Origin of the sequence: Nocardioides marmotae, from assembly GCF_013177455.1 — a bacterium.
Classification (GTDB): domain Bacteria; phylum Actinomycetota; class Actinomycetes; order Propionibacteriales; family Nocardioidaceae; genus Nocardioides; species Nocardioides marmotae.
Window position 1 is genome coordinate 3,872,182 of the sequence record NZ_CP053660.1, and the last position, 25,925, is coordinate 3,898,106.

The window sequence follows — 25,925 nt, forward strand, 5'->3', positions numbered from 1 at the left end:
CGTCATGACCGACACCCACGCCGACTACCGGCTGAGCCAGCTCGACCAGCTGGAGGCCGAGTCGATCCACATCTTCCGCGAGGTCGCTGCGGAGTTCGAGAAGCCCGTCCTGATGTTCTCGGGCGGCAAGGACTCCATCGTCATGCTCCGCCTGGCCGAGAAGGCGTTCTACCCGGCGAAGATCCCCTTCCCCGTGCTCCAGGTGGACACGGGCCTGGACTTCCCCGAGGTGCTCGCCACCCGCGACAACTGGGTCAACCGCCTCGGCGTGAACCTCGTCGTCGCGAGCATCGACGACGCGATCGCCAACGGCGTCGTCGTCGACGACGGCAAGACCAGCCGGAACCGGCTCCAGATCGGCACCCTGCTCAACGCCATCGAGGAGAACGGCTTCACCGCCGCCTTCGGTGGCGGCCGCCGCGACGAGGAGAAGGCCCGCGCCAAGGAGCGCGTCTACTCCCACCGCGACGAGTTCGGCCAGTGGGACCCGAAGAACCAGCGCCCCGAGCTCTGGAGCCTCTACAACGGCCGCCTGCACGCCGGCGAGCACATGCGGATCTTCCCGATCTCCAACTGGACCGAGCTGGACATCTGGGACTACATCGGCCGCGAGGGCATCGAGATCCCGCAGATCTACTTCTCCCACCAGCGCCGCGTCTTCGAGCGCGACGGCATGCTGATGAGCGAGACCCCGCTCAACCCCCTGCGCCCCGGCGAGGTCGTCGAGGAGCGCACCGTGCGGTTCCGCACCTGCGGCGACATCACCCTGACCGGGTGCGTGGAGTCCACCGCGTCGACCGTCGACGAGATCATCGACGAGATCTCGATCGCGACGCTCACCGAACGAGGCGCCACCCGTGGCGACGACCGGTTCTCCGAGGCAGCCATGGAGGACCGGAAGAAGGAAGGCTACTTCTGATGAGCACCGTCAAGAGCAACCAGATGGACCTGCTCCGGTTCGCCACCGCGGGCTCCGTCGACGACGGCAAGTCCACCCTCATCGGACGGCTCCTGCTCGACTCGAAGTCGATCTTCGCCGACCAGCTCGAGGCCGTCGAGTCGACCTCGAGGTCCAAGGGGTACGACTACACCGACCTCGCCCTCCTGACCGACGGGCTGCGCTCCGAGCGCGAGCAGGGCATCACGATCGACGTGGCGTACCGCTACTTCGCGACGCCGAACCGCAAGTTCATCATCGCCGACACCCCGGGCCACGTGCAGTACACCCGGAACATGGTCACCGGCGCCTCCACCGCCGATCTCGGACTGGTGCTCGTCGACGCCCGCCAGGGCCTCACCGAGCAGTCCCGCCGGCACGCGGTGATCCTGTCGCTGCTCCGGGTCCCGCACCTGGTGCTCGCCGTGAACAAGATGGACCTCGTGGACTTCTCCCAGGAGGTCTACGACAAGATCCACAACGAGTTCACCCAGTTCGCCACGAAGCTCAACATCCCGGACCTCGAGGTCATCCCGATCTCGGCGCTCGCCGGGGACAACGTCGTTAACCGCTCCGAGAACATGCCGTGGTACTCCGGTCCCACGCTCATGCACCACCTCGAGAACGTCCACGTCGCCTCCGACCGCGACCTGATCGACGCGCGCTTCCCGGTGCAGTACGTCATCCGGCCGAAGTCCGACGAGTTCCACGACTACCGCGGGTACGGCGGCATGGTCGCCGGCGGTGTGTTCAAGCCCGGCGACGAGGTCGTCGTGCTGCCCAGCGGCATGACCTCGAAGATCTCGAAGATCGACCTCTTCGACAAGGAGATCACCGAGGCGTTCCCGCCGATGTCGGTGACCATCCACCTCGAGGACGATGTCGACGTCTCACGCGGCGACATGATCGCCCGCGTCAAGAACGCCCCGCAGCCCTCCCAGGACATCGACGCGATGGTCTGCTGGATGACCACCACCCCGCTCAAGCCGCGACAGAAACTGGCCATCAAGCACACCACCCGCACCGCGCGGGCCCTGGTGAAGGACATCCAGTACCGCCTGGACGTCAACACGCTGCACCGCGATCAGGAGACCAAGGAGCTCGGCGTCAACGAGATCGGCCGCGTCCAGCTGCGGACGACCGTGCCGCTGCTCTGCGACCCCTACTCACAGAACCGCACCACCGGTTCTTTCATCCTCATTGATGAAGCGACCGGGGTGACGGTGGGCGCAGGAATGATCAACAGCGCCAGCTAAGCGTAGGTTTGGTGCGTGGTGATACTCGAGAAAGTTGGCTGGTTCCGCTCATGCGAAACCCTTGCTAAGGCGGCGCCCCATTAGCAATCAACGCTGGCATTTACCCGCGTTCTCACGAGCAATCGGCGGGACCAAAGCCTTCCGTCCCTCTCATGCCCAGCGCGACCAGCCTCAAGGCCGCAATCCCACCACTGCAGTCGCTCACCTAGATCACTCGCTCGAGGTCGGCGGCGCCGAGCTCGCGCTGGTTCGCATGCTGCAAGAAGGGGTTCCTTGGAAGTACCTGTTGTGCCTGCCGCATCGCGCTCCAGGGAGCCCCGAGGACGTCTTCTCATCTATTGACGACCGCTGCAAGCATCGCGCCTGGGTAACGCATCCCGCTGGCACCTCCAGAGCTGGTGCGCTGGGAACAGTTGGGGCGCTGACACGGATTTTATTTCATGCCAGTCAGTTGCGGCTGGCCAAGCGTTTTCGGGCCGTAGACATCGTCCATGCAAATACTAGTCGCGCCGCACTGATTGCCTGGGCCTCGGTCGTAGGATCAGACCGCCTTCTTGTAATCCACCTCCGAGATAATGTCGACGCGGAGGCCCTTGGGCCGTGGGGTTATCGCGCACTTCGACTAGCGCTCAGTCGCGCAGATGGCGTCATTGCAAACTCAAGGTTCACGCTCGACAGCGCATCCCCAATTCTGAAGGGCAGCGCCAAGCGAGTTGTAGTTTCTTCGCCGATCGGACTCAAGAGTCCGCACAACGAAACACTTGTGCCTCCCACGGTCGAGCGCGTCGGAATCCTGGGACGACTGACCCCTTGGAAAGGGCAGGACATCGCAATCCGCGCCTTTGCGGCGGCCTTTTCCGACAGCCAGGTGGTCCTCGAAATTGCCGGTTCTGCCGCATTCTCCGAATCAATCTACGCACAGGAACTTCGATCCCTTTGTCGCGAACTCCGCATTGAAGATCGAGTTCGCTTCCTGGGCCAAGTCGATGACATCTGGGGCCTAATTGATCAGTGGGACATCTGCATCCACGCTTCTGTGCGCCCCGAGCCCTTGGGTCAGACTGTCTTACAGTATCTCGCGGCCTGCAAGCCGACAATCGCCGCCGCTGCTGGCGGGCCTCTCGAATGGATTACCGATGGGGTGAACGGCTTACTTTTTGAACCCGGTGACGAACTCTCACTCGCCGAGAACTTGATTCGCCTCGCGACCGACCAGGGCGTTCGCCAAGGCATCAGCCGCACTCTCGCATCCGAGCGACTAGTGCCGACCGACCAACAGGTACTCAATCAGTACAAGCACTTCTTCGAAACTTTGGTTCCGGACCTCCCCGACTCAGAGGCAGGTAGCCCATGAAAATCTTGCACATCACTCCGGCCGTATTCAGGGTCGGCCAACGCGGCGGAGGCGAGCGCTACTTCAATGAGTTCGCTCGGGCACTTCATGCGATTAATTCGGATCAGCGGCTGTTCTCCGTTCCGAAGCTCCATCAGGCTTTCGAAGTGGACCCCGGCAGTTTCGACGCGCGTCCTAGTACGATCCGGAGCCTCCACGAGGCCATGCGCGCAGCCGACATCGTCCATATCCACCAGCTGAACACACCAGGGTTTGATCATGCGCTAATCCAGCGCCTGCGGGGTCGCACGCCCATCGTTCTGTCGGACTACGGGGGCGGCCGAGTTACGCCAGGCCGGGCCCTCGGCCGGAGGCGCAACCGTCTCATTAACGGACTCGCAGCGATCAGTAACTGGAGCGTATATGACGTTGATCCCGACAACGTCATACCAGTGTCGAGGGTGATCTACGGCGCTGGGGACCATGTCCTGCGAAACGGAAGTTTGGGAACACTCGCCGACAAAAACGAAGTCGACTTCGTTTTTGTCGGACGGCTACTTCCTCACAAGGGCGCACACGTAGCCATTCAAGCGCTACCCGATGGCGCAACTATGACTATCGCTGGAGAAGTCCGAGATCCGGAGTACTATCACGAACTGCGCACATTGGCCTCCGGCAAAAAGGTCGACTTTGTGGGCTCTCCAGAGGATACCGAACTCCCGAACCTTTACGCTTCAGCACGCTTCTGCGTCCTGCCATCAGTCGAATCCTACGGAGAGCAGAAATTCACGAGGCCGGAACTGCTTGGCCTAGTCGTGCTCGAGGCGCTCGCCTGCGGGACGTCGGCGATCGGGTCTCAAACCGGCGGCCTCGCTGAGATTTTGGAAGTCACCGGCCAATACGCAGCCACCCCTGGTGACATAGCCTCTTGGAACCGCGTAATGACGCACGCGTTGGAGTACCCCGACCCTGCCTGTCTCCACAATTTCACTTGGGCAGAAGTCGCCGAAAGTACCCAGGAAGTCTATTCACAGGTCCTTGCCCAGAAGAAGTGAGGCGATTCATAGCACTTTTCACCACGCGCGGCGGGGCGAGTGTACTCCAGGCCGTCGGGCTCTTCTTGTTTGCTCGCGATGCAGGACCTGAATCTTTCGGGCTAGCCAGCGTGGTCATGGCCATTGCCATCGTCGCGGGGTCCATTACCGAACTGGGAACTGCAACTTACCTATCAAAAGTCTCGGGCACGGGCGATCGCAGTCGGGCATGGGCTATCCTTCGACTCAATCGGCGAACAACTCTTGCCGCTACTACGTGCATCGGCATCGGATGCTTCGTGTCGGGATCGCTAGACAAGCAAATACCAGCACTCGGACTTCTAGCTATAGCCTTCATTCTCGACAAGTACAACGAGGTGCCGCTCAGCATCCCAGTGGCTTACGGACGAATTGGTCCCGTAACCATCTCGTTGGCCCTCCGACGCGGAGTCGCGCTGTTCGTGTACCTGCTCGCGCCCTTTTCAGACCCGACCCTGGCTTTCGCTTCCTCCCTGATGATCGGCCAGGCTTCAGCTGTCGCATATACCAGTATTGCGATCGTCCGTCCGAGCCGGTGCGCGTCGACAACACCGATTACGACCGTCGCCAAGGAATCGACAGCGTACTTCGTCAACACTCTATCCGGCCAGTTGAGGTACCTGGATAGCGCCCTAGTAGGTTTCGCAGCAGGCGCGGTCCAAGCTGGGATGTATTCTGCCGCCGACAAGACGATCAGGCCGTTGCTACTGATCCCGCAAACCCTGACCACGCTCCTCCTGCCCCGCTCGACCCGGTCATCGGCATCAGCAGCGCGCAGTGATGCTCTCCGATTGGCCCTAGCCGGGGCGGTCATACTGGTCGCGTCTATCCCCCTAGCGCTAGCCGCGCCGACACTAGTCCAGCTTACGCTAGGAAGCGATTACGAATCATCGTCAGATGCCCTTCGGTGCCTTTTTCTCGCAGTTCCGTTCATCTCGCTCACAGCACCTCTCGGCGCCCTCCTGCAAGGCCAGAATTTTGCACGGTTCGTAAGCCTAAATAGTGCATTCTATACTGCCTTGACGCTGGCGTTTGTGTTCGGGGGAAGCGTTCTGGGCGGGGCAGTGATTGCGGCCGCGGGCCTGACCGTTGCGTCGATCCTGCGCAGTTTCTCGCTCCTTTTATTCTCTTATCGGAATTTGCGTTAACCGATCCGCACTGATCTGTTATCGCCGAGTTGGGCCAGCTTCGGCGTGCCGCTCGAGGCCAACACAGGGATGGGCTTGCAGGAAGGACGGCTCTAACCGGCTCTTCCTACCTGCGGTGGGTGTGAACGACTCGCGGCGGTGAGCTGACTGGGGAACGCGCCGAGGCCTCCCGAAGATCGCTAGCGACCAAGCTGACCGACCGGAAGGACTCGATAGTGTCCGAGCCTACGGCGTGTGCTCGCGCGCGCTCTTGCACAGATCCCTCCTACTGCGAGCCCTGCGACCTCCTCGTGGGCCTCGGAGGTTTCACATCACCGAGGTCGCCGAACACCGCGGCCGGTTGCGGGTGGTCGGGGAGTCGACGCCGGGGCCGATGGGCTGCCCGGCCTGCGGGGTCATCGCCTTCAGCCGCGGCCGTCGCGGCGTGATCCTGGTCGACGCGCCGTGCTTCGGGCGACCGGTCCAGCTGGTGCAACGCAAGCGGACCTGGCGCTGTGAAGAGGCCAAGTGCGCGACCAAGGCGTTCACCGAACAGCACGACGACCTGGCCCGGCCGCGGGCGTTGTTGACCACCCGCCCGTGTTGGTGGGCCACCGGTCAGTTGCGCCGCGAGCACGCCTCGATCGCCGGCATCGCGCGGCAGCTCGGCACCACGTGGCGCACGGTGTGGCGCTCGATCGAGCCGCTGGTCGCGGCGATGGCCGCCGACGAGGTTCGCACGCGTGCGAGCCCTGGTGGTTGATCAGCACATCTGGCACCGCGTCACGACCAGGCCCATCGAAGACGGTGGACGTGGCCCGAAGGAACTGACCGGGATGGTCGACCTCACCCGCGACCAGCAAGGACGCGTCCGCGCCCGGCTCCTCGACCTCGTGCCCGGCCGATCGGGTGCGGCCTACGGCGACTAGGTCAAGACCCGCAGCCAAGACTTCCTGACGGTGTCGAGGTCGCCACGCTCGACCCGTTCCACGGCTACAAGAACGCCATCGACGCCCAGCTCGAGGACGGCGTCCCGGTCCTCGATTCCTTCCATGTCTGTCGTCAAGCTCGGCATCGCCGCGTCGATGAGTGCCGCCGCCAGGTCCAGCAAGACACCCTGGGTCACCGGGGCTGCAAGGGCGACCCGCTCTACGGCTTCCGCACCATGCTCCGCGCCGGCGTCGAGAAGCTCACCGACCGCCAGTGGACCCGGTTCGAGACCGCCATCGCCGCCAACGAGGCGCACCTGCAGGTCTGGCTCGCCTGGACCTGCGCCAACAGCTCCGCACCGCTTACCGCCACCCCAACCCGGCCGAGGCCAAGAAGATCGCCCCTGATCGGGGGCGGACTCGCCAGCCCACCTCAAGTAAGAAGCGCCGCTAACTGCCGGGTGACGGTGTCGCGGGCAGTGCCTTCGCAGCCGCAGCGGCGGCACCACTGGCCGAGCTCGACAACGCGGCAGGCGAGGAACGCCCGGCCCGGGATCGAGGCGCTGGCGGTGACGACGAGCCCGAGCTCGTCGAGGCGGCAGAAGGTGGACACAATCGGGGTGGGCGAACGCGTCAGGGCGCTCGCCGAGGGTAGCGGGCGGGCACGTCTTCGTCTTCCAGATGGTCAGCGTGAGAACTTCCATCCTCGGGAGACCTCGACGTCTATCCCGGGACCGCCACGCCAGCGCCCGCTACACCCTCATCTGGGAAGAGCCGCCAAACCCTGAATCGCACTGGGTTTCGTTCCTATGCGTTCCCTTGGCCAGCGAGTGCCGGCCGGGGTGATTCTTGGGCAGCGTAGTACGCCGCCTCGACCTCGAGCGGGGTGCGCATGTCGAGCTCCCCGTGCAGGCGCTGGTTGTTCCACCACCACACGTACTCCAAGGTCGCGAGCTCGACCTGCTCGATCGTCCGCCACGGCCCGCGACGCCGGATCAGCTCGGTCTTGTAGAGCCCGTTGACGACCTCGGCGAGCGCGTTATCGAAGGTGTCACCGACGGTCCCGGTCGACGGCTTCGCACCAAGCTCGCCGATGCGGTCGGTGTAGACGATCGAGAGGTGATTCGACCCATGGTCGGCGTGATGGACCAGCCCGGTCAGATCGGCGCCTCGCTCGCGCTTGGCGCCCCAGGCAGCCATGTCGAGTGCCTGCAACGGGAGGATGTCGGCCTTCAACGTCGCAGCGACGTTCCACCCGACGATCCGACGTGAGTAGACGTCGGTCACGAACGCCACGTAGGCGAACCCCGATCAGCTCGCGCCGTAGGCGATGTCAGCGACCCACAGGCGCCGCGGCGCGGGCGCGTGGAAGCGGCGCTGGACCAGGTCTGCCGGCTTCACCGCCGCCGGATCCGGCTTGGTGGTGAACACCTTCTTCGAGCGCTTCACGCCCCGCACGCCCACTACCTTCATCAGCCTCGAGGTCTGGTCGCGGCCGATCTCCCAGCCCTGCCGACGCATCAGGGCGTGCATCTTCCGCACCCCGTAGACGCCGTAGTTCTCCGCGTGCAGCCGGACGATCTCCCGCACGAGCAGCTCGTCCTTCAACGCCCGGGCCGAAGGTGGCCTGGCCTTCGCCGCGCGGTAGCCGCGGGAGGTGATGAACCCACGAACTGCCGGGCGCAAACACCCGGCAGATGGCCTCGACCCCGAACTGATCCTTGTGCTCGTCGACGTAGCGGATCACTTCGTCGTGGGACGGTCGAACTCCTTGGCGAAAAACACTGAAGCGGACCTCAAGATCTCATTCGCCCTGCGGAGCTCGGCAACCTCACGCTTAAGGCGCTTGATCTCCTCGGCGTCCTCCGAGGTCGTCCCCGGACGAACTCCGGCGTCCACCTGAGCGCGGTGAACCCACAAGCCGCAGGGTCTCGACGTTCATCCCCAACAACCCCGCGACGTGCCGCAGAGCGCCCGTCTCGTGCGGATGCTCGGAGCGGACCTCGGCCACCATCCAGACCGCCCGCTCACGCATCTCGTTCGTATACCTAGCCATCGTTCCATCCTGACTGATCAAGCGGAATGAAACCGAGTGCGATTCACCCTCTAGCCAGTTCGTGCAGCACCCCAGCGAGTTCCACGGCTATGTCGGAGACCACGCACTGGCCAAGCACGCGCGGACGTTCCATGCTCGGAATCAGACCGGATATTCCATGGCGGGTCTCCGATTGCTTGAGGACCGTTCAACTAAGGACATATCACCCGTTTGTCTTGACTGGGCATCGACTGGCAGCCCAGAACCTTTGTCCAATTCGATTGGCCTCTGGCGGCCTGAGCGTTGTGACCCGACGCCGCGACCACCTAACACGCGTGCTTATATCGAAAGGGGACGGTCAACCGGGTGCGGTCTGGGTCGGCGTTGAGGACACAGTCGGCGACGCAACCAACGCGGTTTGTGGTCCCGGGACTGCGCCAGCCGAACCTCGGGGCCAGCCATGCCAATCAGTAGGAACACAGTCAGAACAAAGTTCGCACTCGACAAACTGTTGTTGAAGACGGAATCGACCAGGAATACGACCGCCACCACTACGCCGCCAGCCGCGTATCGACCACTCTCGCGAATATTCCGAAGCGGTCGGGCGGTCAGCGCCAGAACGACCGCCACAAAGAGGAGCGCACCGACCATTCCATATCGATACCACTCCTGGAAGAAATTGCTGTGTGGGTGCCCGTATGCAGCGACAGCGAGCCCAACCTGCGATGGCATGACTTCGTTCCAAGGCGTGGCGCCAAGACCATCGAGTAGATGGCCACGCTCCGCCGTCGCGTCGAAGACACCCCGCCACAGCGCAACCCGAGAGAGGCGTGACGTGTCGGTCTGCTCAACTGCAGACAGCATGCGGTCGGTCAGGGGCGAGAACACTCCAGGAACCGCTAGGCCGACCGCCGCCGTGATCAATCCAACTGGGACCACTATCAGGCTCAAGGAGCGCCGGACCTCTGGCGACCTCAAAGCGAGGACCAATGCAGCAATCATGAGCCCAATTACGGCGGCCCGCGTTTCAGCGACAGCCACGCCGGATAGCGTCACAAACCCAGCGGACCACTTACCAAGCTTGGTTGACGCACTCATCGTCACAAAGCCGCCCAACATGGCTAAGTGCGTAGCAAAGGTAGTTGGCCCACTAAATGCCCCGAACGGCCGATAGCCACCCTCCTCGGTTGCGTAGTAGTAGTCCTCACCGGGAACATAACCCGCCGCCTCGAGCCTCGGGAGACCCGCCCATAATTGGTAGGCTTCCAATGCGACGCTTGCAATCAGTGCGAGCGTCACGCCTCGCATGATTGACTCCCTCAACTCAAACGACTGACCAATCCGCAGGGCAGCCAAACACCCGAGCAATAGGCCCACCTCGCGCAGGAGCAGGGCCGGGTCGACCGACTCACCGGAAAGCGGCGCGATCACCAGTAACCGACCCACGGTCCAACAGATTAAGGCAATTAGGGCAACCTCGAGACCAAGTAGCCTACGGCGCGAGAAGAAGAGGCCATTTACCACCGCACATAGAACGAAGGCCCCAAGAATGAACGGCCCGACACTGACTACGCGGCCCGAAGTAATTTCAAGCGGCACAAAGGAGATGGGCAGGACGAGGCAGAGCAGAATTAGTTTCCAGGACTGCCTTTGCTCCCGAACCTCACCGCCAACCTGCGCGGCCGAGCTTCTCAGCAGTTCGCGCCCAATCATCTCTCACCTCTCTCGCCGAGTTAGCTGAGCCCACCAGAAGAAACGAATCGCGCAGTGACAGTCGCGCACTTTTCCGCGGGCAAAGCGCGATACGCTCATAACTTCGGAGCAGCGGGCTCAGATGCAACCGTCACGTGCGCCCGACGGACCGGCTTGCTTGGAACGCTCCCGCCCCTCCCTGCGCTGGCTCCGAACACAGGCGCACTTCACTCGCCGGGTCCCCAGGCGAACAGGACTGAGGGAAGGTGCATCGAACTGCGGTTCACCCGAGAAGGGTAGCGGCGCCTGACGCAGACCTGGCGAGGTGCAACACCATGGCGGAGCCCTCCGACCGGTGCTGCCAGGCGCAACCCTCGGACCACGCCTTGACCTAAGACACATCGTTGACTGGCAGACTCCCTGCCGCTAGGAGGCTGCTCAGATTGACAGCACTTCTTACTCAGACAGGTATCCGGGACTTCCACGCAGGCCACTTTGAGAGGAGTCCGTCGGGGAACCAGGAGTCCTGGGTCTCGCCTCGGTCGATGGCGAGGTCGCGCTGGTGAGCGGAAGCCGACCGTCCTGTCGGCGAAGTGACTTCGAGGGCCTTGGCGCCACTGGTTCCCCCGCCCCGCTTCTGGCGAAGGACCGGACGTCCCCCTCTGCTGCTGTCGGGAGGATCGCTGGAGCGGGCACGTGAGGGCACCTTGGGGCGTCGCCAACCAATCGCTGGTGGGCTTTACCTGTTAGATGGCGACGACGACCTCGGCGACCGTGCCCACGGATGCCACGACCTGCTTGTCCACCGGGTCAGCCTTCGGGGCGAGCGTGCGCAGCGTCCACTCGCCGTCGCCGGCGAAGAAGCGGAAGTGGCCGCTGGCCGAGGTGGGGACCTCGGCGGTGAACTCGCCGGTCCGGTCGAGGAGGCGGACGTAGGCGTTGCCGACCGGCTCGCCGGCCCGCAGGACCTGCCCCTGGACGATGGCTTCCTTGGCGACGTTCACGCCGTCGAGCGGGAGACCGCCTTCGGTGGCACCGCACATGTTCTTACTTCCTTTGCTTTGTTGTTCCTGCAGGCAGGGCCCCGTCGGTGGGACCGGGCCCTGCCTTCGGTTAAGGGGCTTCGACACGCTCACTGCTCAACCAGCGGGAATCGCTGGCGCTCGCTGCTCAACCAGCGGGGTGGCAGGGCCCGGTCAGCGGAACCGGGCCCTGCCTTCGGTTGCGGGGTTTCGACACGCTCGCTGGCGGGACGGGGTGGTGCGGTTGGTCAGGCCTCGCCGGGCTCGTCGCCGAGGGCGACGGGGACGCCGACGAGGGAGCCGTACTCGGTCCAGGAGCCGTCGTAGTTCTTGACGTTCTGGTGGCCCAGGAGCTCCTTGAGGACGAACCAGGTCAGCGAGGAGCGCTCGCCGATCCGGCACAGGGCGATGGTGTCCTTGGAGTCGTCGATGCCGACCTCGGCGTAGAGCGCCTTGAGGTCCTCATCGGACTTGAAGGTGCCGTCGTCGTTGCAGTTCTTGCTCCACGGCACGTTCAGCGAGGTGGGGATGTGGCCGGCGCGCTGGGCCTGCTCCTGCGGGAGGTGGGCCGGGGCGAGGAGGCGGCCGGCGTACTCGTCGGGGCTGCGGACGTCGATGAGGTTCTTGACCCCGATCGCCTCGACGGTCTCGTCGCGGAAGGCGCGGATCGAGAGGTCGGGGTCCTGCGCGGTGTAGGTGGTCGCCTCCCGGGTGGGGACCTCGTCGACGAGCTCGCGGGAGTCGAGCTCCCACTTCTTGCGGCCGCCGTCCATGAGCTTGACGTCCTGGTGACCGTAGAGCTTGAAGTACCAGTAGGCGTAGGCCGCGAACCAGTTGTTGTTGCCGCCGTAGAGCACGACGGTGTCGTCGTTGGCGACACCGCGCTCGGAGAGCAGCTCGGAGAAGCGGTCGCGGTTGACGAAGTCGCGACGGACCTGGTCCTGCAGATCGGTCGTCCAGTCGAGCTTGATGGCGCCACGGATGTGGCCCTTGTCGTAGGACGTGGTGTCCTCGTCGACCTCGATGATGACGACCTTCGGGTCGTCGAGGTGGTCCTCGACCCACTGGGTCGAGACGAGGGAGTTCTCGCGGCTCATGGCTGCTCCTTGCTTGGTTCTTCTCGGGTCAGGGCGGTGGTTGGGTTGGTGCTTGGCTTGCGGGGGTTTCGACCCGCTCGGCGCTGGGGCGCCTCGCTGCTCAACCAGCGGTGCGGCGCTGGGGCGCCTCGCTGCTCAACCAGCGGAGGCGGCTGGGCGGGGTCGCTGGACCAGCAGGTACAACTCGCAGCCGAGGCAGAAGCGGAAGACCGCGTTCAGCAGTGCGGCGGCGAGCGCGAAGCCGGTCGCGATTTGGCCGACGACCGTGGCGCCGGCCAGGAAGCCGACGAAGGCGACGACGGTGAAAGCGAGGCCGACGGCCTGGGCGAACTGCGGCGGACGCGGGTCCTCGAGCTCGGCCGACGGGCTCAGCCGCGGGCGGACGAGCCGGCGGAAGACCCAGGCGTGCGGCGTGCGCTGGACGCCCCCGAGGGCGCCGATGGCGAACAGGACGGCCTGGACGCCGACGAGCAGCGTCGCGGCCGACGCCGGGACGAGGAGCACGGTGGCCAGGACGACGGCCGTGACCGCCGCAGTGAGCTGCGGGCCGCGTGGGTCGACGCCGGACGGCGTAGCCACGCTGGGGGCGGTGCTGACGAACATGCTTCTCCTGCGAGCCGAGGGGGACGGTCGGAGCGTTCCCGGGGTCGGCGGAGCCGTGCAGGCGGGAACGTCAGGAGGTACGACAGAGCGACGAGCGGACGCGGCAGTGGTCGACTGCGCGTCGGCGGGTCAGCAAGGTCGTGGGCACGGAGCCAATGTAGGGGACTTTCTGCCGAAGACTCGGATCGCGGTCTCACGCTATGGGCAGGATGTCCATCTTTCGAGACGCGCGACCCTCGCGCCAACGCGCGATTGAGCAGGCACGGTGCGCGCGCGAGGCGCATCCGCATCGGTCCTCGTCGATGAAACCGTCACGGACCCACGCGCGGCAGGACCCCGGAGCGGGCGAGAACCGGGTGAGTAACGCGCAGCGATGCCCACACTCGGGACACTGCCTCCGAGGCACGGCGCGCGAGATCAACTGCATTCCCTCAGGATGGAAGGCAAGTCTCTCCGAGGCATCCCCAGATTGGGTGACCGGCAACAAATGAATCCTCCGCCTAGCCTCCGGCGAACGGCGGGAGGAACTCGACGTGCGACCCCGGCGCGACCACGACGGTGTCGGGGTCCTCGGAGGCGGTCGGCCGGTCGCCGACGAGGGTCGAGCAGGTGCGCAGGATGTCCGGGAGACGGTCGGCGTCGGGGTGCAGGGCGATCGCCCGGTCACGGACCTCGGCGAGGGTGAGCGGGCCGTCGACCTCGAGGTGGTCCTCCGACGTGCCGGCGGCAGCCTTCGCAGCCGCCCAGTAGCGGACCCGGATGGTGTCGGTCTCATTTGTCTTGGATCGATCCACTGTGTCCGCCATGTTTCGCTATCCTTCCCGGAACTTCACGACCGAGGCCCAATGTTGCGTCCCGGTCCCCTGCCCGCCTACGGGAGGAGACCATTGTGAGCACCTTGTTGCTGCTGACCAGCGCCCTGCAGCCCTCGGCCGAAGTCCTGCCGGGTCTCGCGCTGCTGGGACACCAGGTTCGCATCCTGCCCGCCGAGGGCAGCGCCCTGCTCGAGGCGCCCGACGCCGACCTGCTGCTGGTCGACGGGCGCCAGGAGCTCGCCCAGGCCCGCGATCTGTGCCGGCTAATCCGCACGACCGGCGCGGACGTGCCCGTCCTGCTGATCGCCACCGAGGGTGGCCTCGCGGTCGTGAACCACGACTGGGGCATGGACGACGTCGTGCTGCACACGTGCGGCCCGGCCGAGCTCGAGGCGCGGATCAAGCTGGCGATCGGCCGGCTCACCGCGCAGCGCGACGCCGCCGACCCCGACGCGCACGTGATCCGGTCGGGCGAGGTGGTCGTCGACGACGCGACGTACACCGCGAAGATCGGCGGGCGGACGCTCGACCTGACGTTCAAGGAGTTCGAGCTCCTCAAGTTCCTCGCCCAGCACCCGGGTCGGGTCTTCAGCCGCCAGCAGCTGCTGCAGGAGGTGTGGGGCTACGACTACTTCGGCGGCACCCGCACCGTCGACGTCCACGTGCGGCGGCTGCGCGCCAAGCTCGGCCCCGAGAACGAGACGCTGATCGGCACCGTCCGCAACGTCGGCTACCGCTTCGTGGTGCCTGCCAAGGAGAAGGCGGCCTCCGACGACGCGCGTGCAGTCGCGGACGATCGCGCCGAGCAGGACGCCTGAACCTCGGTTGCCCGGCGCCTGACAGACTCGGGCCGTGGCTGTCGATCTCGAGCTCGTACGACGCATCGCCGACGCGGCCGAGGAGGCCGACGGCGCCGCGCCGCTCGACGAGGCGACCTGGTTGGCGCTCCGCAACCGGCCGGACTCGGTGCGGTCCTGGGTCCGCGACGAGGGCGTCGCGCTGCTCGTCGGCGAGGACCTGACACTCGTCGTCCACCCCTCCGCCCGGGGACGCGGCCTCGGGACCGAGCTCGCGGCCGCCGCCGTGCCCCCGACCGGCCCGGTCGAGGCGTGGTCGCACGGCGACCACCCGGCCGCAGCGCGGCTCGCGGAGCGCCACGGGCTGGCCCGGGCGCGCGAGCTGTGGGTGATGCGGCGGCCGTCCTCGGTGCCGCTGCCGGACCTTCCCGTCCGGGAGGGCGTGACCGTGCGCGGCTACGAGCCGTCCGACGCGGAGGCCGTCGTCGCTGTCAACGCGGCCGCCTTCGCCGCGCACCCCGAGCAGGGGGCGATGGACCTGGCGAACCTGCACGAGCGGATGGCCGAGCCCTGGTTCGACCCCGCCGGCCTGCTGGTCGCCGTCGACTCGACCTCCGGCGAGCTGCTCGGCTTCCACTGGACCAAGCAGCACTCCCCCACCCTCGGCGAGGTGTACGTCGTCGGCATCTCCCCGGCTGCCCAGGGTCGTGGCCTCGGCAAGCTGCTCACGCTCGCCGGCCTGCACCACCTCGTCGGCAAGGGCGTCGACGAGGTGCTGCTCTATGTCGAGTCCGGCAACGCGCCCGCCATCGCCGTCTACGGCGGGCTGGGGTTCGAGCACGCTGCCTCGGACACGCACGTGCAGTACCGGCGTTCGTCACCCCGATGACGTATGCGCCGCCTCTGTCGCGACGAAGTCCCTCACGGTCTGCCCAACGCTGAACTTCGGACGCCAGCCAACTGCCCGTTCCACCGCGGATGCGTCACCCACGATGCGTCGCGGGTCACCGGGCCGCAGCCGTCGCGGATCCACCTCCACCGCGACGTCGCCGACGCCCATGGCCTTTGTCAGTTCTCGGAGCAGGACCCGTCCCGACAACGCCTGGCCGGAGCAGATATTGAACGTCCCGCCCGTGGCATCGTCACTTTCCAGGAGCAGGCGATAGGCGTGGACGACGTCGCGTACATCGGTGTAGTCGCGCTCGGTTTCCAGATCGCCCACCGTCATTGGCTCCCCCGACGCCTGGGAGGCTCGCACCTGTCCGTAGAGGTCCGGAACGAGAAACCCTGGCCGCTGGCCCGGTCCGATGTGGTTGAACGGCCGTACAACGACGAACGGCAATCCCCTGGACGTGTAGTAAGCGGCCTGATGCTCCGTTGCGACCTTGCTCAGCGCATAGGGCGAGGTGAATGCCAGTTTTCCAGACTCACCGATGGGGAGGGGTTGACGTGGGTCGTAGACGGCCCCACTGCTCACCAGCAACACCCGGGCGGGGCTGGAAGCCGCCAGAAGGTACTCGCCGAGATGCGTAACCATCGCGGTGTTCGTCGACAGATAGCGCTGAGGGTCGTCGAACGACGGACCGACCGCGGACAGTGCAGCCAAGTGGACGATGCCGTCGGCGTCCGGGAGGGTCGGCCAGTGATCTGCGAGGTCCACGGAGACGAAGTCCTCCAGCAGGGCCGAGGTCGCTGGTTCCGGCACAGTGCTGCCAAGCCCGACCACGAGGTGACCGGCCGCGCGAAGCTCGCGGATGAGGTGAGACCCGACGAATCCGCTTGCTCCTGTGACGAGGATCCTCATGGGCTGTCCCATGTAGTCACCGCTCCGCGGTGCTCGGCGTGAGCTCGCCCGACCGGAGCGCGATGTCGTGCTCGACCATCAACCGCACCAGCCCGGGAAAGTCCACTTCTCTCTTCCAGCCGAGCACACGTTCGGCCTTGCTCGGGTCGCCGAGCAGAATGTCGACTTCAGCCGGCCTCATGAACTCCGGATCCTGCCGGACGTACGGCCGCCAGTCGTCAATGCCGATCTCAGCGAAAGCAAGCGTGAGGAACTCTTCGATCGAGTGAGTCTCCCCGGTGGCGAGCACGAAGTCGTCCGGCTCGGAGTGCTGCAGCATCTGCCACATCCCGCGGACGTAGTCGCCGGCGTAGCCCCAGTCGCGCTTCGGCCAGAGGTCGCCGAGGACGATCTCCTTCTGCAGGCCCAGATGAATTCCGGCGACGGCGTTCGTGATCTTCCGCGTCACAAATTCCAGACCACGCCGCTCACCCTCGTGATTGAAAAGGATACCGGTCGATACGAACATGCCGTAGCTCTCCCGGTAGTTCCTCGCAATCCAGTGGGCGTAGAGCTTCGCTACACCGTACGGGCTGCGAGGATGGAACAGCGAGTCCTCGCTGTAGCCCGTGCCCGGTCGGTTGTAATCCAAGCCCCCGAACATCTCAGAGGTGGATGCCTGATAAAAACGCGCAGTTTCTTGCTGTCCGGTGATCCGGATGGCCTCGAGCAGGTTGAGCACGCCCTTCGCCGTGATGTCGCTCGTCAGTTGCGGGTTACGGAAGGAGTATCCGACATGACTGATGGCCCCGAGGTTGTACACCTCGTGAGGTTGCGATGTCAGGACCGCATTGATGAGCGAGGTTTGATCGGTCAGATCTGCCTCGATAATGCGTACATAGGGATACTCACGCACAAGCGCCTCGCGCCTCGCGTTGCGCTGGCCGCGGATGAGACCGAAGATCTCGTAGCCCTTGCTGTGGAGCAGTTCAGTCAGGTGCCCACCATCCTGCCCGGTGATTCCCGTAATCAGGGCCCTACGCGTCTCGGTCACTGGCACTTCTCCCTCTCTCCACTTCGCAGATCTGCGACGTGCGACTTCACCCGATCGATGAACCGGGTCTCACTGAACTCCTCGGCGCGGGCACGGAGTATCTCCGTTCGCCATTCGAGGCTCATCAATCTCTGCAAGGCTTCCACGATCGAGGCCGACTCGGGAACGTCGAAGAAGACGCCCGTCTCGTCCTCGACGACCGTATCGAGGAACCCACCCCACCGGAGAACGGCAGACGGTTTGCTGTAGGCCGCCGCCTCGAGCGGCGTGAGCCCGAAGTCCTCGTGACTGGCTGCAACGAGCGCAGTACAGCCATGGTAGGCCTGCGCCATCTCTCCGTCGGAGAGACCTTCGAGGAACGTGACGTTGTCCGTAGCTGCGTCCCGGAGCTCTGCCTTCTGCGGACCCGCCCCGACGACCAGCAGGGTGTGCTCGGGCAATGATGCGAACGCCTGGACGATCGGCATCACGTTCTTGTAAGGCAGCAGACGGGAGACCACCAGGAAATAACCGGGATCGGGGAGCCGAGTCCCCGGCGCGCGAGGGGGGACGTCGCCAGTGTTCACGCTGTGCGGGGCGGGCACGATAGGTGCTTCGAGCCCATAGACACGCCGGATCCGCTCCTGGGTGACCGTTGAGATCGCCAGATAGCGGTCTGCTGTAGAGGCTGCTCGCTGATCCCATCGCCGGAGGGACGGAGTCAGGACCTTCAACGCGGCCGCCACGACCTTCGACGGGTCGGCACCTAGATACCGATCGGGCTCGTAGACCCACCTCGCCGGGGCGTAGCAGTAGACAAGCTTCTTCCCGCTCGACTCGAACCCATGTGCCCAGCCGCTACTACTGGCGATGACCACCTCAGCGTCCACCTTGATCGACCTGCTCGCAGCCGGTAGCAGGGGCAACGCGGCGCGGTGCTGTCGACGCAGGATGCCGACGGCGTTCAGGCGTGACGGCCTCACATCCAGGTTCTTGAACTCCGGATACGTACCTTCGGGATCGAAGAGGGTGGTGTAGATGGGCGCCTCGGGGAACGCGCGTGCAAGCGTCAGGACCACCCGCTCAGCACCGCCGCGCTGAGTCAGATAGTCGTGGGCAATCGCGACTTCGTGTGCTGGCACGGGGTCCACCCAATCAGATCGAGCATGCGGCGACAGGCGTCGCCTACTAGTTGGGCCGGAGCCGAGGGCACTCCGCCTCATCCGGCATCGGGCCTGTCACCCACCGGCGCGCGGCCCCCGGCAAACGCCGGGGGCCGCTGGTCAGGCGGACGTCAGCGCGTGACGCGGACGACCACCTGGGTGGTGCTGCGGACGACGGTGCCGCTGCCGACGTACACGACCTTGACGGGGATCCGACCGGCCTTGGCGAGCGGGGCGAGGCGGAGGGTGGCCTTCCCGTTGCGGAGGGTCGCGGTGCGGACCTTGCCGGCGGCCTTGACGCGGACCGTGCCGGTGGCGGTGATGCCGTTCGCGCCGACGACCGTGACCGTGACCTTCGGGCGGTCGCCTCGCTGGACGACCTTCGGGGCGAGGGTCGCGGTGGTGCGGCTGGCCGCCTTGGCGACCCGGACCGTGGCGGCGGCCGAGGCGGCGGCGTACCGGCTGTCGCCGGAGTACGCTGCGGTCAGGGCGTGCTTGCCGGGGCGGAGCGCCTTCGCGGGCAGCCGGACCTTCGCGACACCGGCCTTCACCGGCGCCTCGGCGAGGAGCCGGCCGCCCTTGCGGAGCGCGACCGTGCCGGTGGCGTCGGCGGAGCCGAGCCGGACCGCGACGGTGGTGGCGCGGCCGAAGGCGACCTTGGTGGCGCCCGGGACGGCCAGGGTGGGCGCGGACCGCTCGGTCAGGGCCGGGGCGGTGTCGGGGGTGACGTGGCCGATGCCGGCCTTCGCGGCGGTCTGCTCGAAGGCGTAGGCGTAGCCGACCAGCTCGGCGTCGGACCAGGCGCGGCCCATGAGCTGGATGCCGACGGGGGCGCCGTGGGCGTCGGTGCCGGCCGGGAACATCAGCGTCGGGACGCCGGAGCCGCCCGAGGGGGTGTCGCGGCGACCGAAGCTCGAGCGGTTGCCGCCGCCGTCGTTCAGCGAGATCTCCGAGAGCAGGCCCGGGTAGACGACGGCGTCGAGGTCGTTCGCGTCCATCCAGGCGTTGATGTTCTCCTGGTACTGCACGCGGTAGCCGCGCCACGCCTCGATCTCGGCGTCGGTCATCCGGCGCTTGCCCTCGCAGAAGGACGGGTCGTAGGTCGTGTAGGGCATCTTCAGCTGCGAGCAGACCACGTCGGCCGGGGAGTCCATGTCGAGCTCGGGGTGGGACTCCAGGTAGCGGGCCCAGCCCTCCCAGTTGACGTCCACGTTCGGCCGAGCCGGGGCGACCGGTCCGTCGGCGACGGAGACCAGCTCGGCGCCGGCGACGGCCAGCTGCTCGCGGGCGGCCACGGAGGCGTCGATGACGGTCGAGGTGCCGTACGGGTCGACCCACGTGGAGGGGACGTAGCCGATCCGCTTGCCCTCGAGCGCGTCGGCGTCGAGCACGGCGCGCCAGTCCTCGGGGCGGTGGGCGTCGGCCTCGGCGGTCTCCGGGTTCTGCGGGTCGGTGCCGGAGACGACGTTGAGGATGTCGGCGAGGTCGGAGACGCTGCGGGTCATCGCGCCGGCGTAGTCCTGGAGCCACGACAGCGGCATGACCCCGCGGTCGGACTGCATGCCGTCGGTGCCGCGCAGGGTGACCAGGCTGGCCGCGGCGGCCGGCGCGTAGAGCGAGTCGCCGGTCTGCGAGCCGAGCGCGGCCGCCGTCATGCTGGTCGCGGTCGCGACGGCCGAGCCGCCGGAGGACGCGAGCGCCGAGCGGGACGGGTCGAAGGCGTTCCAGACGGTGCCGAACGCGTTGTCGGAGTACGACCCGGAGGTGGCGTACTCCTCCATGCTCGCCTTGCCGATGATGATCGCCCCGGCCTCGCGGAGCTTCGCGACCTGGTAGGCGTCCTGCGCCGGGACGAAGTCCTCGAACGTGAGCGAGCCGTTGGTGGTCGGCATGTCGGCGGTGTCGTAGAGGTCCTTGACCGCGATCGGGATGCCGAGCAGCGCGCCGGTGCGGCCCTGGGCGCGGGCGGCGTCGGCGGCTGCGGCCTTCTCCAGGGCGTCGGCGGCGACGGTGGTGAAGGCATTGAAGGCGAACGGGCCCACGTCGTACGCCGCGATCCGGTCGAGGTAGGCCTGGGTGATCTCGACCGACGTGGTCACGCCGGCCTCCATGTCGGCCTGGAGCTCGGCGATGGTCTTGTCGACGACGTCGTACCCGACCGAGGTGGTCGGCGCCGGCTCGACCGCCGCCGGCGGCTGGGCGACCGTCACCGGGGCGTCATCGCCGACGCCGTCGAGGTTGACGATCGAGGCGACCTCGTCCGCGCTGAGGCCGTCGAGGTCCGGCTCGGCGGCGAGCTCGGCGGCCCGCTCGGTGACCGCGGCCAGCTCGGCGTCGGCGGTGGCGGCGGTGACCCGCTCCCCGACGGCGACGAAGCGGACCAGGGAGGCGCTGGCGCCGGGCTCGAGGGTGAGGGTGTTGACGTACGCCGGGTAGTTGGCCGCGTGGCCCTCGGCGGAGTACGGCGCGGTGAAGGTGTCGCGCAGCCAGTCGCCCGTGCGGTGGAAGTCGCCGACCACCGTGGCGGTCGGGCCCTGCCAGGTGGCGCCGGCCGCGCCCGCCCCGGACGCCGAGGCGGTCCACGTGTCGGCCGGGTCGAGGACGTCGTCGCCGGAGGATGTCGCGACCACGCGGCTGGCGTTGGTGCCGGTCGTGCCGAACCCGGTCTGCCCGCCGAAGGCGACCTCCACGCTCAGCGGCTCATCGGTGGTGTTGGTGAGGGTGTCGAGCCAGCGGCCGTGGCCCTCCTCCTCGACCACGTCGACCGTGCGCGTCACGTGGACGCCGCCGAGCGCCACCGAGCGGGTCGACTCGAAGCGGCCGGGGCCGTCCTCGACGAGGCCGAAGCCGCGCAGCAGCGCGCCGTCGAAGCGGTGCCGCGCCGGGCCGTCGACGGTGACCCGGAGGCCGCCGTACCCGTTGAGCATCGTGGAGTACGGCGCCTGGACGCCCGTGCCCTCCTGGGTGGCCCGGATCGAGCCGGTGTCGGCGCCGGGCGAGGCGGAGTCCTGGATGCCCCAGGAGGTGCCCCGGGCGTCGGTGACGTAGGTGAAGGCGTGAGCGGCGCCCAGGGGGAGCACCGCGGTGGTCGCGGCCAGCGAGGCCGTGGCCAGGGTCGCCACCCCGAGGGCGGCGAGACGCGAACGTGTGGGCAAGGGGGGACTTCTTTCCTGCGACTTCATGCGACGTGGCCCGCCCCGGGCGGGGCGGGCCGCGTCAGCCAACAGGCGTCGTGTTGCCGGGCGGTTTCCGCGAGCGCTCGGTGGGATTGCCCCGTCTCAAGGCGCTCCTCTCCTCCAGAGCTCCCCGCAGGCCGCGAGGCCGAGCAACCACAGGCCGAGCACCGGGATGTCGCCGAGGTTGAGCCCGTGGTCCGCGCTCAGCTCGATCAGCACCGGACCCGCCAGCGGGCCGTGACCGGCGATGAGGATCACGCACAGGATCGAGACCACCTCCGCCAGGACGACGGCGAGGAGGCGGAGCGGCACGCGGCGTACGTTAGCGACCGCTCGTGTCGCTGTCGGGCTTGCCGTGGGTCTCGCGGATCTCCCGGGCCTTCGCGACGTCCTCGGCGTGCTTCTCGTCCTGCTTCTCGATGTTGCGGGTGTCGCGCGGCGGGAGCTGCACCTTCTCCTCGGCCGGCATGCCCGCCTGGAGCTCGCGGCCGCGCTCGAGCTCGGAGTCCAGCTCGGCACCGAAGAGCAGCGCGAGGTTGGTGATCCACAGCCACAGCAGGAAGACGATCACACCGGCGAGGGAGCCGTAGGTCTTGGAGTAGGAGGAGAAGTTCGCGACGTAGAAGCCGAACAGGGCCGAGGCGAGGACCCACACGACGATCGCGAGCAGGGCGCCGACCGAGATCCAGCGGAACTTGGGCTGCTTGATGTTCGGGGTGACGTAGTAGAGCAGCGCCACGATGATGACGACCATCAGCAGCAGCACCGGCCACTTGGCGATGTTGAAGACGGTCACGAACGTGCTGCCGAGGCCGATCTGGCTGCCGACGGCGTCCGCGACCGGGCCCGAGACGACCAGGCCGACCAGGACGAGGGCGACCAGCGCCACCAGGACGAGGGTGAGCAGCAGCATGACCGGGCGGAGCTTCCAGAACGGCCGGCCCTCGCGGATCTCATAGATCCGGTTCATCGCCCGGCCGAACGCGCCGACGTACCCGCTCGCCGACCACAGCGCCGTCAGCAGACCGATGATCAGCGCGAGCCCCGCGCCCTGGGACTGCGCCAGCTCGGTGATCGTCGGCTCGAGGGTGTCGGCCTGAGAGCCGGCGCCGATGTCGCGCATGACCTGGAGGATCTGGTCGATCGTCTTCTGCGGGTCCGAGACCAGACCCACGATCGAGGTCAGCGCGATGAGGGCGGGGAAGAGCGCGAGGACGGAGTAGTACGTCAGCGCCGCCGCGACGTCGGTGCACTGGTCCTTGGAGAACTCCCGGGCCGTCTTGCGGGCGACGTACAGCCACGACCGCTTGGTCAGGTCGTCCGGTGAGTCCGGCTTGGCCGGGTGTTCCTTGGGGTCGGTGCTCGTCTCGTGGCGCGCCATGTGCGCCCGGTTGCCGCAGGTGGTCGCCGCAAACCCGGCAGGTCCGCCCGGGGCTCGATCAGGTCGGGGCAGCGGCCGCCCGGGTCAGCGCAGCGGGCGGACGTGCAGGCCGACCTCGGGGTCGACCACGACCTCCTGGGCGGCCGCGATGCCGTCGACGAGCAGCTCGGCGTCGGTGGCGACGTTGCGCTTGAGCAGCGCCAGTGCGATCGGGCCGAGCTCGTGGTGGCGCGCGGAGGTGCCGACGAAGCCGATCGACTTCTCGCCGAGCATCACGTCGGAGCCGCGGACGGGCAGCCGGTTCTCGCTGCCGTCGAGGTGCAGCAGCGTCAGCCGGCGCGGCGGCCGCCCCAGCGTGTGCACCCGCGCGACGGTCTCCTGCCCGCGGTAGCAGCCCTTGTCCAGGTGCACCGCCGGGCCGATCCAGCCGACCTCGTTGGGGATGGTGCGGTGGTCGGTGTCCAGCCCGAGCCGCGGCTCGCCGCGGGCGATGCGCAGCGCCTCGAAGGCCCACAACCCGCACGCCGGCCCGGCGGCCGCGGCGTAGGCGGTGAGCTGGTCGCGCGGGACGAGGTCGAACTTGCCGCGGGGGTCGCCGCCGGCCGGGCGCCACATCGTGGCGAGGTCGGGCACCAGCGAGACCTCGACGCGGGTCATGAACTTCATCCGCTCCAGCCACTCCGCGAGCGCCGGGCCGGCGCCCGGCTCGGTGTGGGCGGTGAACGCCGAGCCGTCGTCGTACCCCTCGAAGGCGTGCTCGACGTGGCCCTGCGGGCTGAGGACGAGCGCCTGGGTCCAGGCGCCGGGGGCGAGATCGAGGAAGTGCTGCGTGGTCAGGTTGTGCAGCCAGGTGAGCCGCTCGGGGCCCTCGACGCGGAGCACGTCGCGGTGGGAGAGGTCGACGAACCCCGCGCCGGACTCCAGCGTGCGCTGCTCGCCGTTGAAGGAGCCGTAGTGCGCCGCGACCGGTGCGTCGATGCCGTTGCCGGCGACCGCGCCGGGGAGGTCGAGCAGGGGGCTGGGGCGGGTCATCGGGGGGTCTCCTCGCAGTCGGTGCAGTGGCCGAAGACCGTCAGGTGGCCCACGTCGGCCACGAAGCCGTCGGCCTCGAGCCGCTCGGTCAGCGGCCGGAGCACGTCGGGATCAACCGAGACGACCTTCTGGCAATTCCGGCAGACCAGGTGGAAGTGCTCGTGGTCGGTGACCGAGTGGTACGTCGGCGCGCGGTCGCTGAGGTGGGCGTGCCGGACCAGGCCGAGCTCCTCGAGCACCTCGAGCGTGCGGTAGATCGTGGAGATGTTGATCGCCGAGGACTGCTCGCGGACCTTGGCCAGCACCTCGTCGGGCGTGGCGTGGTCGAGCTCGTCGACCGCGCGCAGCACCATCTCGCGCTGCGGGGTCAGCCGGTAGCCGCGGGCGCGGAGCCGGTCGCGCCAGTCGACGGCGCCGGGAGCCTCGGGAGTGCTCATCAGGCCCGCTGCAGCCTGGCCCACAGGTGCGGCTGCAGGGGCTGGCCGACGGCCGCCATGTCGTAGGCGTAGAGCAGGTCGCCCTCGACGTTGCCGTAGAGCCGGTGGCCCGCGGTGACCTCCTTGGCCGACTCGGTCCGCGCGACCGCGTCGGTGGTCAGCTCGAGCTTGCCGTTCTCGGCGGCGCCGTACCAGATCTCGACGAAGCCGGTGTTGTGCGTCAGCACCAGCTCGACCTGCCCCTCGGGGCGGCAGCGGAGGAAGCCGGTCTCCTGCGCCGCCTGGCGCACCGTCTGCCCCTCCTCGTCGATGATCCACGAGCGGGAGAAGTAGTGGAGGAAGGGTCGGCCGTCCTGCTGGAAGACCAGCTCCTGGCCGTACTGGAACGGCTCGATCGTCGGGTAGTCGCCGCGCCCGTTGCCCTGCCAGGTGCCGAGCATCCAGGCGACCGGGCCGCAGTCGGGGTGAAGGTTCTCCGGGATCTGGAAAGGCACCTGTCGAGTCTAGGCGGTGGGGGTGGGTCGGGGGATGTGTGGCGGCTGTCGGGTTCCCCGGTGCCCCGGTGTCGGAGTCACCGGTTAACCGGTGACTCCTGCACATATCGGGGCAGATCTCCCCTGATATGTGCAGGACTCCCCTGAGAAGTGCGCCGTACGTCGCATCGCGGGCCTGGCCGCAGAAGGCCGCTCCGGCGGCTGGCGGGCGGCGGGCGGCGGGCGCGCGGGCGCGCGGGCGCGCGGCCTAGGGTCGGGGCATGACACGCCCCCTCGTCGTCAAGGTCACCTGCGGACCGGAGGACCCCGAGCGCTGCAACCAGGCGTTCACCGTGGCTGCCGCCGCCGTCGCGTCCGGCGCCGAGGTGTCGCTGTGGCTGACCGGCGAGGCCGCGTGGTTCGGCGTGCCCGGGCGGGCGGAGGCGTTCACGCTGCCGCTGGCCACCCCCCTGCCCGACCTGCTGGCCGCGGTGGTCGCGGCCGGCACCGTCACCGTGTGCAGCCAGTGCGCCGCCCGGCGGGAGATCACCCCCGAGCAGCTCGTCGAGGGCGTGGCGATCCGCGGGGCGGCGTCGTTCGCCGAGGAGGTCCTGCAGCCGGAGGTCCAGGCGCTGGTCTACTGACCCGCGCCGGTCGCCCGGCCGGACGACCGGACCCACCCGGCCTCGCCAGCCCCTCCCGCGGGGACGGGGCACCCAGCGCGGACCGAT

22 protein-coding genes and 3 pseudogenes are annotated in these 25,925 nt (G+C 67.4%); 9 read left to right on the forward strand and 16 right to left on the reverse strand.

Annotated elements, in window-relative coordinates; all coding sequences use genetic code 11:
- Positions 1 to 4 precede the first annotated feature (4 nt).
- The 6 genes and pseudogenes from cysD to HPC71_RS21275 all read left to right on the forward strand — a co-directional run.
- Positions 5 to 919, forward strand: coding sequence for a sulfate adenylyltransferase subunit CysD (gene cysD / locus HPC71_RS18390; protein WP_154615279.1), 915 nt, complete (start codon positions 5 to 7; stop codon positions 917 to 919).
- The gene (gene cysN, locus HPC71_RS18395; RefSeq protein WP_230084374.1) at positions 919 to 2,193 is read left to right on the forward strand and encodes a sulfate adenylyltransferase subunit CysN; all 1,275 of its coding nucleotides are present in this window, start codon (positions 919 to 921) and stop codon (positions 2,191 to 2,193) included. The genes cysD and cysN overlap by 1 nt, the downstream gene beginning before the upstream one ends.
- A gap of 34 nt (positions 2,194 to 2,227) precedes the next feature.
- The gene (locus HPC71_RS18400; protein ID WP_154615278.1) at positions 2,228 to 3,547 is read left to right on the forward strand and encodes a glycosyltransferase; all 1,320 of its coding nucleotides are present in this window, start codon (positions 2,228 to 2,230) and stop codon (positions 3,545 to 3,547) included.
- Positions 3,544 to 4,581, forward strand: coding sequence for a glycosyltransferase family 4 protein (locus HPC71_RS18405; protein ID WP_154615277.1), 1,038 nt, complete (start codon positions 3,544 to 3,546; stop codon positions 4,579 to 4,581). Before HPC71_RS18400 ends, HPC71_RS18405 begins: the two co-directional genes overlap by 4 nt.
- Before the next feature lie 1,506 nt (positions 4,582 to 6,087).
- Positions 6,088 to 6,489, forward strand: coding sequence for a hypothetical protein (locus HPC71_RS18410; RefSeq protein WP_154615276.1), 402 nt, complete (start codon positions 6,088 to 6,090; stop codon positions 6,487 to 6,489).
- A gap of 243 nt (positions 6,490 to 6,732) precedes the next feature.
- A pseudogene (locus tag HPC71_RS21275) lies at positions 6,733 to 6,930 on the forward strand (transposase); the annotation flags it as partial.
- Positions 6,931 to 7,103: 173 nt separating this feature from the next.
- Here HPC71_RS21275 and HPC71_RS21130 read toward each other — a convergent pair.
- The 7 genes and pseudogenes from HPC71_RS21130 to HPC71_RS18445 form a co-directional block, all read right to left on the reverse strand.
- Positions 7,104 to 7,292: pseudogene (locus tag HPC71_RS21130) on the reverse strand (ISL3 family transposase); the annotation flags it as partial.
- 170 nt (positions 7,293 to 7,462) lie between these two features.
- Positions 7,463 to 8,711, reverse strand: a pseudogene (locus HPC71_RS18420) (IS3 family transposase).
- A gap of 318 nt (positions 8,712 to 9,029) precedes the next feature.
- Positions 9,030 to 10,403, reverse strand: a complete 1,374-nt coding sequence (locus tag HPC71_RS18425) for an O-antigen ligase family protein (RefSeq protein ID WP_154615275.1) — start codon at positions 10,401 to 10,403, stop codon at positions 9,030 to 9,032.
- 725 nt (positions 10,404 to 11,128) lie between these two features.
- Entirely contained in the window at positions 11,129 to 11,425 is a 297-nt protein-coding gene (locus HPC71_RS18430) for a DUF1416 domain-containing protein (RefSeq protein WP_154615274.1), read from the reverse strand.
- Between the two features lie 227 nt (positions 11,426 to 11,652).
- A complete protein-coding gene (locus HPC71_RS18435; RefSeq protein WP_154615273.1) occupies positions 11,653 to 12,501 on the reverse strand; it encodes a sulfurtransferase in 849 nt (282 codons plus the stop codon).
- Between the two features lie 135 nt (positions 12,502 to 12,636).
- Positions 12,637 to 13,104 carry a DUF4395 domain-containing protein gene (locus HPC71_RS18440; RefSeq protein ID WP_154615272.1) on the reverse strand — a complete coding sequence of 156 codons (468 nt, stop codon included), beginning with the start codon at positions 13,102 to 13,104 and terminating at the stop codon, positions 12,637 to 12,639.
- Positions 13,105 to 13,604: 500 nt separating this feature from the next.
- Entirely contained in the window at positions 13,605 to 13,910 is a 306-nt protein-coding gene (locus HPC71_RS18445) for a MoaD/ThiS family protein (protein ID WP_154615271.1), read from the reverse strand.
- 83 nt (positions 13,911 to 13,993) lie between these two features.
- Here HPC71_RS18445 and HPC71_RS18450 point away from each other — a divergent pair, with 83 nt between their 5' ends.
- Both HPC71_RS18450 and mshD read left to right on the forward strand, forming a co-directional pair.
- Positions 13,994 to 14,737, forward strand: coding sequence for a winged helix-turn-helix transcriptional regulator (locus HPC71_RS18450; protein ID WP_171897030.1), 744 nt, complete (start codon positions 13,994 to 13,996; stop codon positions 14,735 to 14,737).
- A gap of 34 nt (positions 14,738 to 14,771) precedes the next feature.
- Positions 14,772 to 15,605, forward strand: a complete 834-nt coding sequence (mshD, locus tag HPC71_RS18455; protein WP_171897031.1) for a mycothiol synthase — start codon at positions 14,772 to 14,774, stop codon at positions 15,603 to 15,605.
- On the opposite strand, the gene HPC71_RS18460 is transcribed toward mshD, so the two are convergent.
- The 9 genes from HPC71_RS18460 to HPC71_RS18500 form a co-directional block, all read right to left on the reverse strand.
- Complete coding sequence (locus HPC71_RS18460; protein ID WP_171897032.1) at positions 15,594 to 16,520, reverse strand: NAD-dependent epimerase/dehydratase family protein; 927 nt, start codon at positions 16,518 to 16,520, stop codon at positions 15,594 to 15,596. The genes mshD and HPC71_RS18460 overlap by 12 nt on opposite strands.
- A 16-nt stretch (positions 16,521 to 16,536) precedes the next feature.
- Positions 16,537 to 17,553 (reverse strand): GDP-mannose 4,6-dehydratase, encoded by a 1,017-nt coding sequence (locus HPC71_RS18465; protein ID WP_171897033.1) that lies wholly within the window; start codon positions 17,551 to 17,553, stop codon positions 16,537 to 16,539.
- On the reverse strand, positions 17,550 to 18,683 hold the full coding sequence (locus tag HPC71_RS18470; RefSeq protein WP_216656458.1) for a glycosyltransferase: 1,134 nt from the start codon (positions 18,681 to 18,683) through the stop codon (positions 17,550 to 17,552). The genes HPC71_RS18465 and HPC71_RS18470 overlap by 4 nt, the downstream gene beginning before the upstream one ends.
- Positions 18,684 to 18,826: 143 nt before the next feature.
- Positions 18,827 to 21,850, reverse strand: coding sequence for an amidase family protein (locus tag HPC71_RS18475; protein WP_154615268.1), 3,024 nt, complete (start codon positions 21,848 to 21,850; stop codon positions 18,827 to 18,829).
- A gap of 123 nt (positions 21,851 to 21,973) precedes the next feature.
- On the reverse strand, positions 21,974 to 22,183 hold the full coding sequence (locus HPC71_RS18480) for a hypothetical protein (RefSeq protein WP_154615267.1): 210 nt from the start codon (positions 22,181 to 22,183) through the stop codon (positions 21,974 to 21,976).
- 10 nt (positions 22,184 to 22,193) lie between these two features.
- A complete protein-coding gene (locus tag HPC71_RS18485) occupies positions 22,194 to 23,252 on the reverse strand; it encodes a YihY/virulence factor BrkB family protein (protein ID WP_154615266.1) in 1,059 nt (352 codons plus the stop codon).
- An 84-nt stretch (positions 23,253 to 23,336) separates the two neighbouring features.
- A complete protein-coding gene (ygfZ, locus tag HPC71_RS18490; RefSeq protein WP_154615265.1) occupies positions 23,337 to 24,284 on the reverse strand; it encodes a CAF17-like 4Fe-4S cluster assembly/insertion protein YgfZ in 948 nt (315 codons plus the stop codon).
- Complete coding sequence (locus HPC71_RS18495) at positions 24,281 to 24,721, reverse strand: Fur family transcriptional regulator (protein WP_154615264.1); 441 nt, start codon at positions 24,719 to 24,721, stop codon at positions 24,281 to 24,283. The genes ygfZ and HPC71_RS18495 overlap by 4 nt, the downstream gene beginning before the upstream one ends.
- Positions 24,721 to 25,215 (reverse strand): heme-binding beta-barrel domain-containing protein, encoded by a 495-nt coding sequence (locus HPC71_RS18500; RefSeq protein ID WP_171897034.1) that lies wholly within the window; start codon positions 25,213 to 25,215, stop codon positions 24,721 to 24,723. The genes HPC71_RS18495 and HPC71_RS18500 overlap by 1 nt, the downstream gene beginning before the upstream one ends.
- A gap of 260 nt (positions 25,216 to 25,475) precedes the next feature.
- Here HPC71_RS18500 and HPC71_RS18505 point away from each other — a divergent pair, with 260 nt between their 5' ends.
- The gene (locus HPC71_RS18505; protein WP_154615263.1) at positions 25,476 to 25,838 is read left to right on the forward strand and encodes a DsrE family protein; all 363 of its coding nucleotides are present in this window, start codon (positions 25,476 to 25,478) and stop codon (positions 25,836 to 25,838) included.
- Positions 25,839 to 25,925: the final 87 nt, after the last annotated feature.

What these genes read in the sequence shown, in the direction of transcription:
- cysD (WP_154615279.1), top strand. Translation starts at nt 5, where the DNA reads ATGACCGACACCCACGCCGACTACCGGCTGAGCCAGCTCGACCAGCTG.
- cysN (WP_230084374.1), top strand. Translation starts at nt 919, where the DNA reads ATGAGCACCGTCAAGAGCAACCAGATGGACCTGCTCCGGTTCGCCACC.
- HPC71_RS18405 (WP_154615277.1), top strand. Translation starts at nt 3,544, where the DNA reads ATGAAAATCTTGCACATCACTCCGGCCGTATTCAGGGTCGGCCAACGC.
- HPC71_RS18425 (WP_154615275.1), bottom strand. Translation starts at nt 10,403, where the DNA reads ATGATTGGGCGCGAACTGCTGAGAAGCTCGGCCGCGCAGGTTGGCGGT.
- HPC71_RS18430 (WP_154615274.1), bottom strand. Translation starts at nt 11,425, where the DNA reads ATGTGCGGTGCCACCGAAGGCGGTCTCCCGCTCGACGGCGTGAACGTC.
- HPC71_RS18435 (WP_154615273.1), bottom strand. Translation starts at nt 12,501, where the DNA reads ATGAGCCGCGAGAACTCCCTCGTCTCGACCCAGTGGGTCGAGGACCAC.
- HPC71_RS18440 (WP_154615272.1), bottom strand. Translation starts at nt 13,104, where the DNA reads ATGTTCGTCAGCACCGCCCCCAGCGTGGCTACGCCGTCCGGCGTCGAC.
- HPC71_RS18445 (WP_154615271.1), bottom strand. Translation starts at nt 13,910, where the DNA reads ATGGCGGACACAGTGGATCGATCCAAGACAAATGAGACCGACACCATC.
- HPC71_RS18460 (WP_171897032.1), bottom strand. Translation starts at nt 16,520, where the DNA reads ATGAGGATCCTCGTCACAGGAGCAAGCGGATTCGTCGGGTCTCACCTC.
- HPC71_RS18485 (WP_154615266.1), bottom strand. Translation starts at nt 23,252, where the DNA reads ATGGCGCGCCACGAGACGAGCACCGACCCCAAGGAACACCCGGCCAAG.
- ygfZ (WP_154615265.1), bottom strand. Translation starts at nt 24,284, where the DNA reads ATGACCCGCCCCAGCCCCCTGCTCGACCTCCCCGGCGCGGTCGCCGGC.
- HPC71_RS18495 (WP_154615264.1), bottom strand. Translation starts at nt 24,721, where the DNA reads ATGAGCACTCCCGAGGCTCCCGGCGCCGTCGACTGGCGCGACCGGCTC.
- HPC71_RS18505 (WP_154615263.1), top strand. Translation starts at nt 25,476, where the DNA reads ATGACACGCCCCCTCGTCGTCAAGGTCACCTGCGGACCGGAGGACCCC.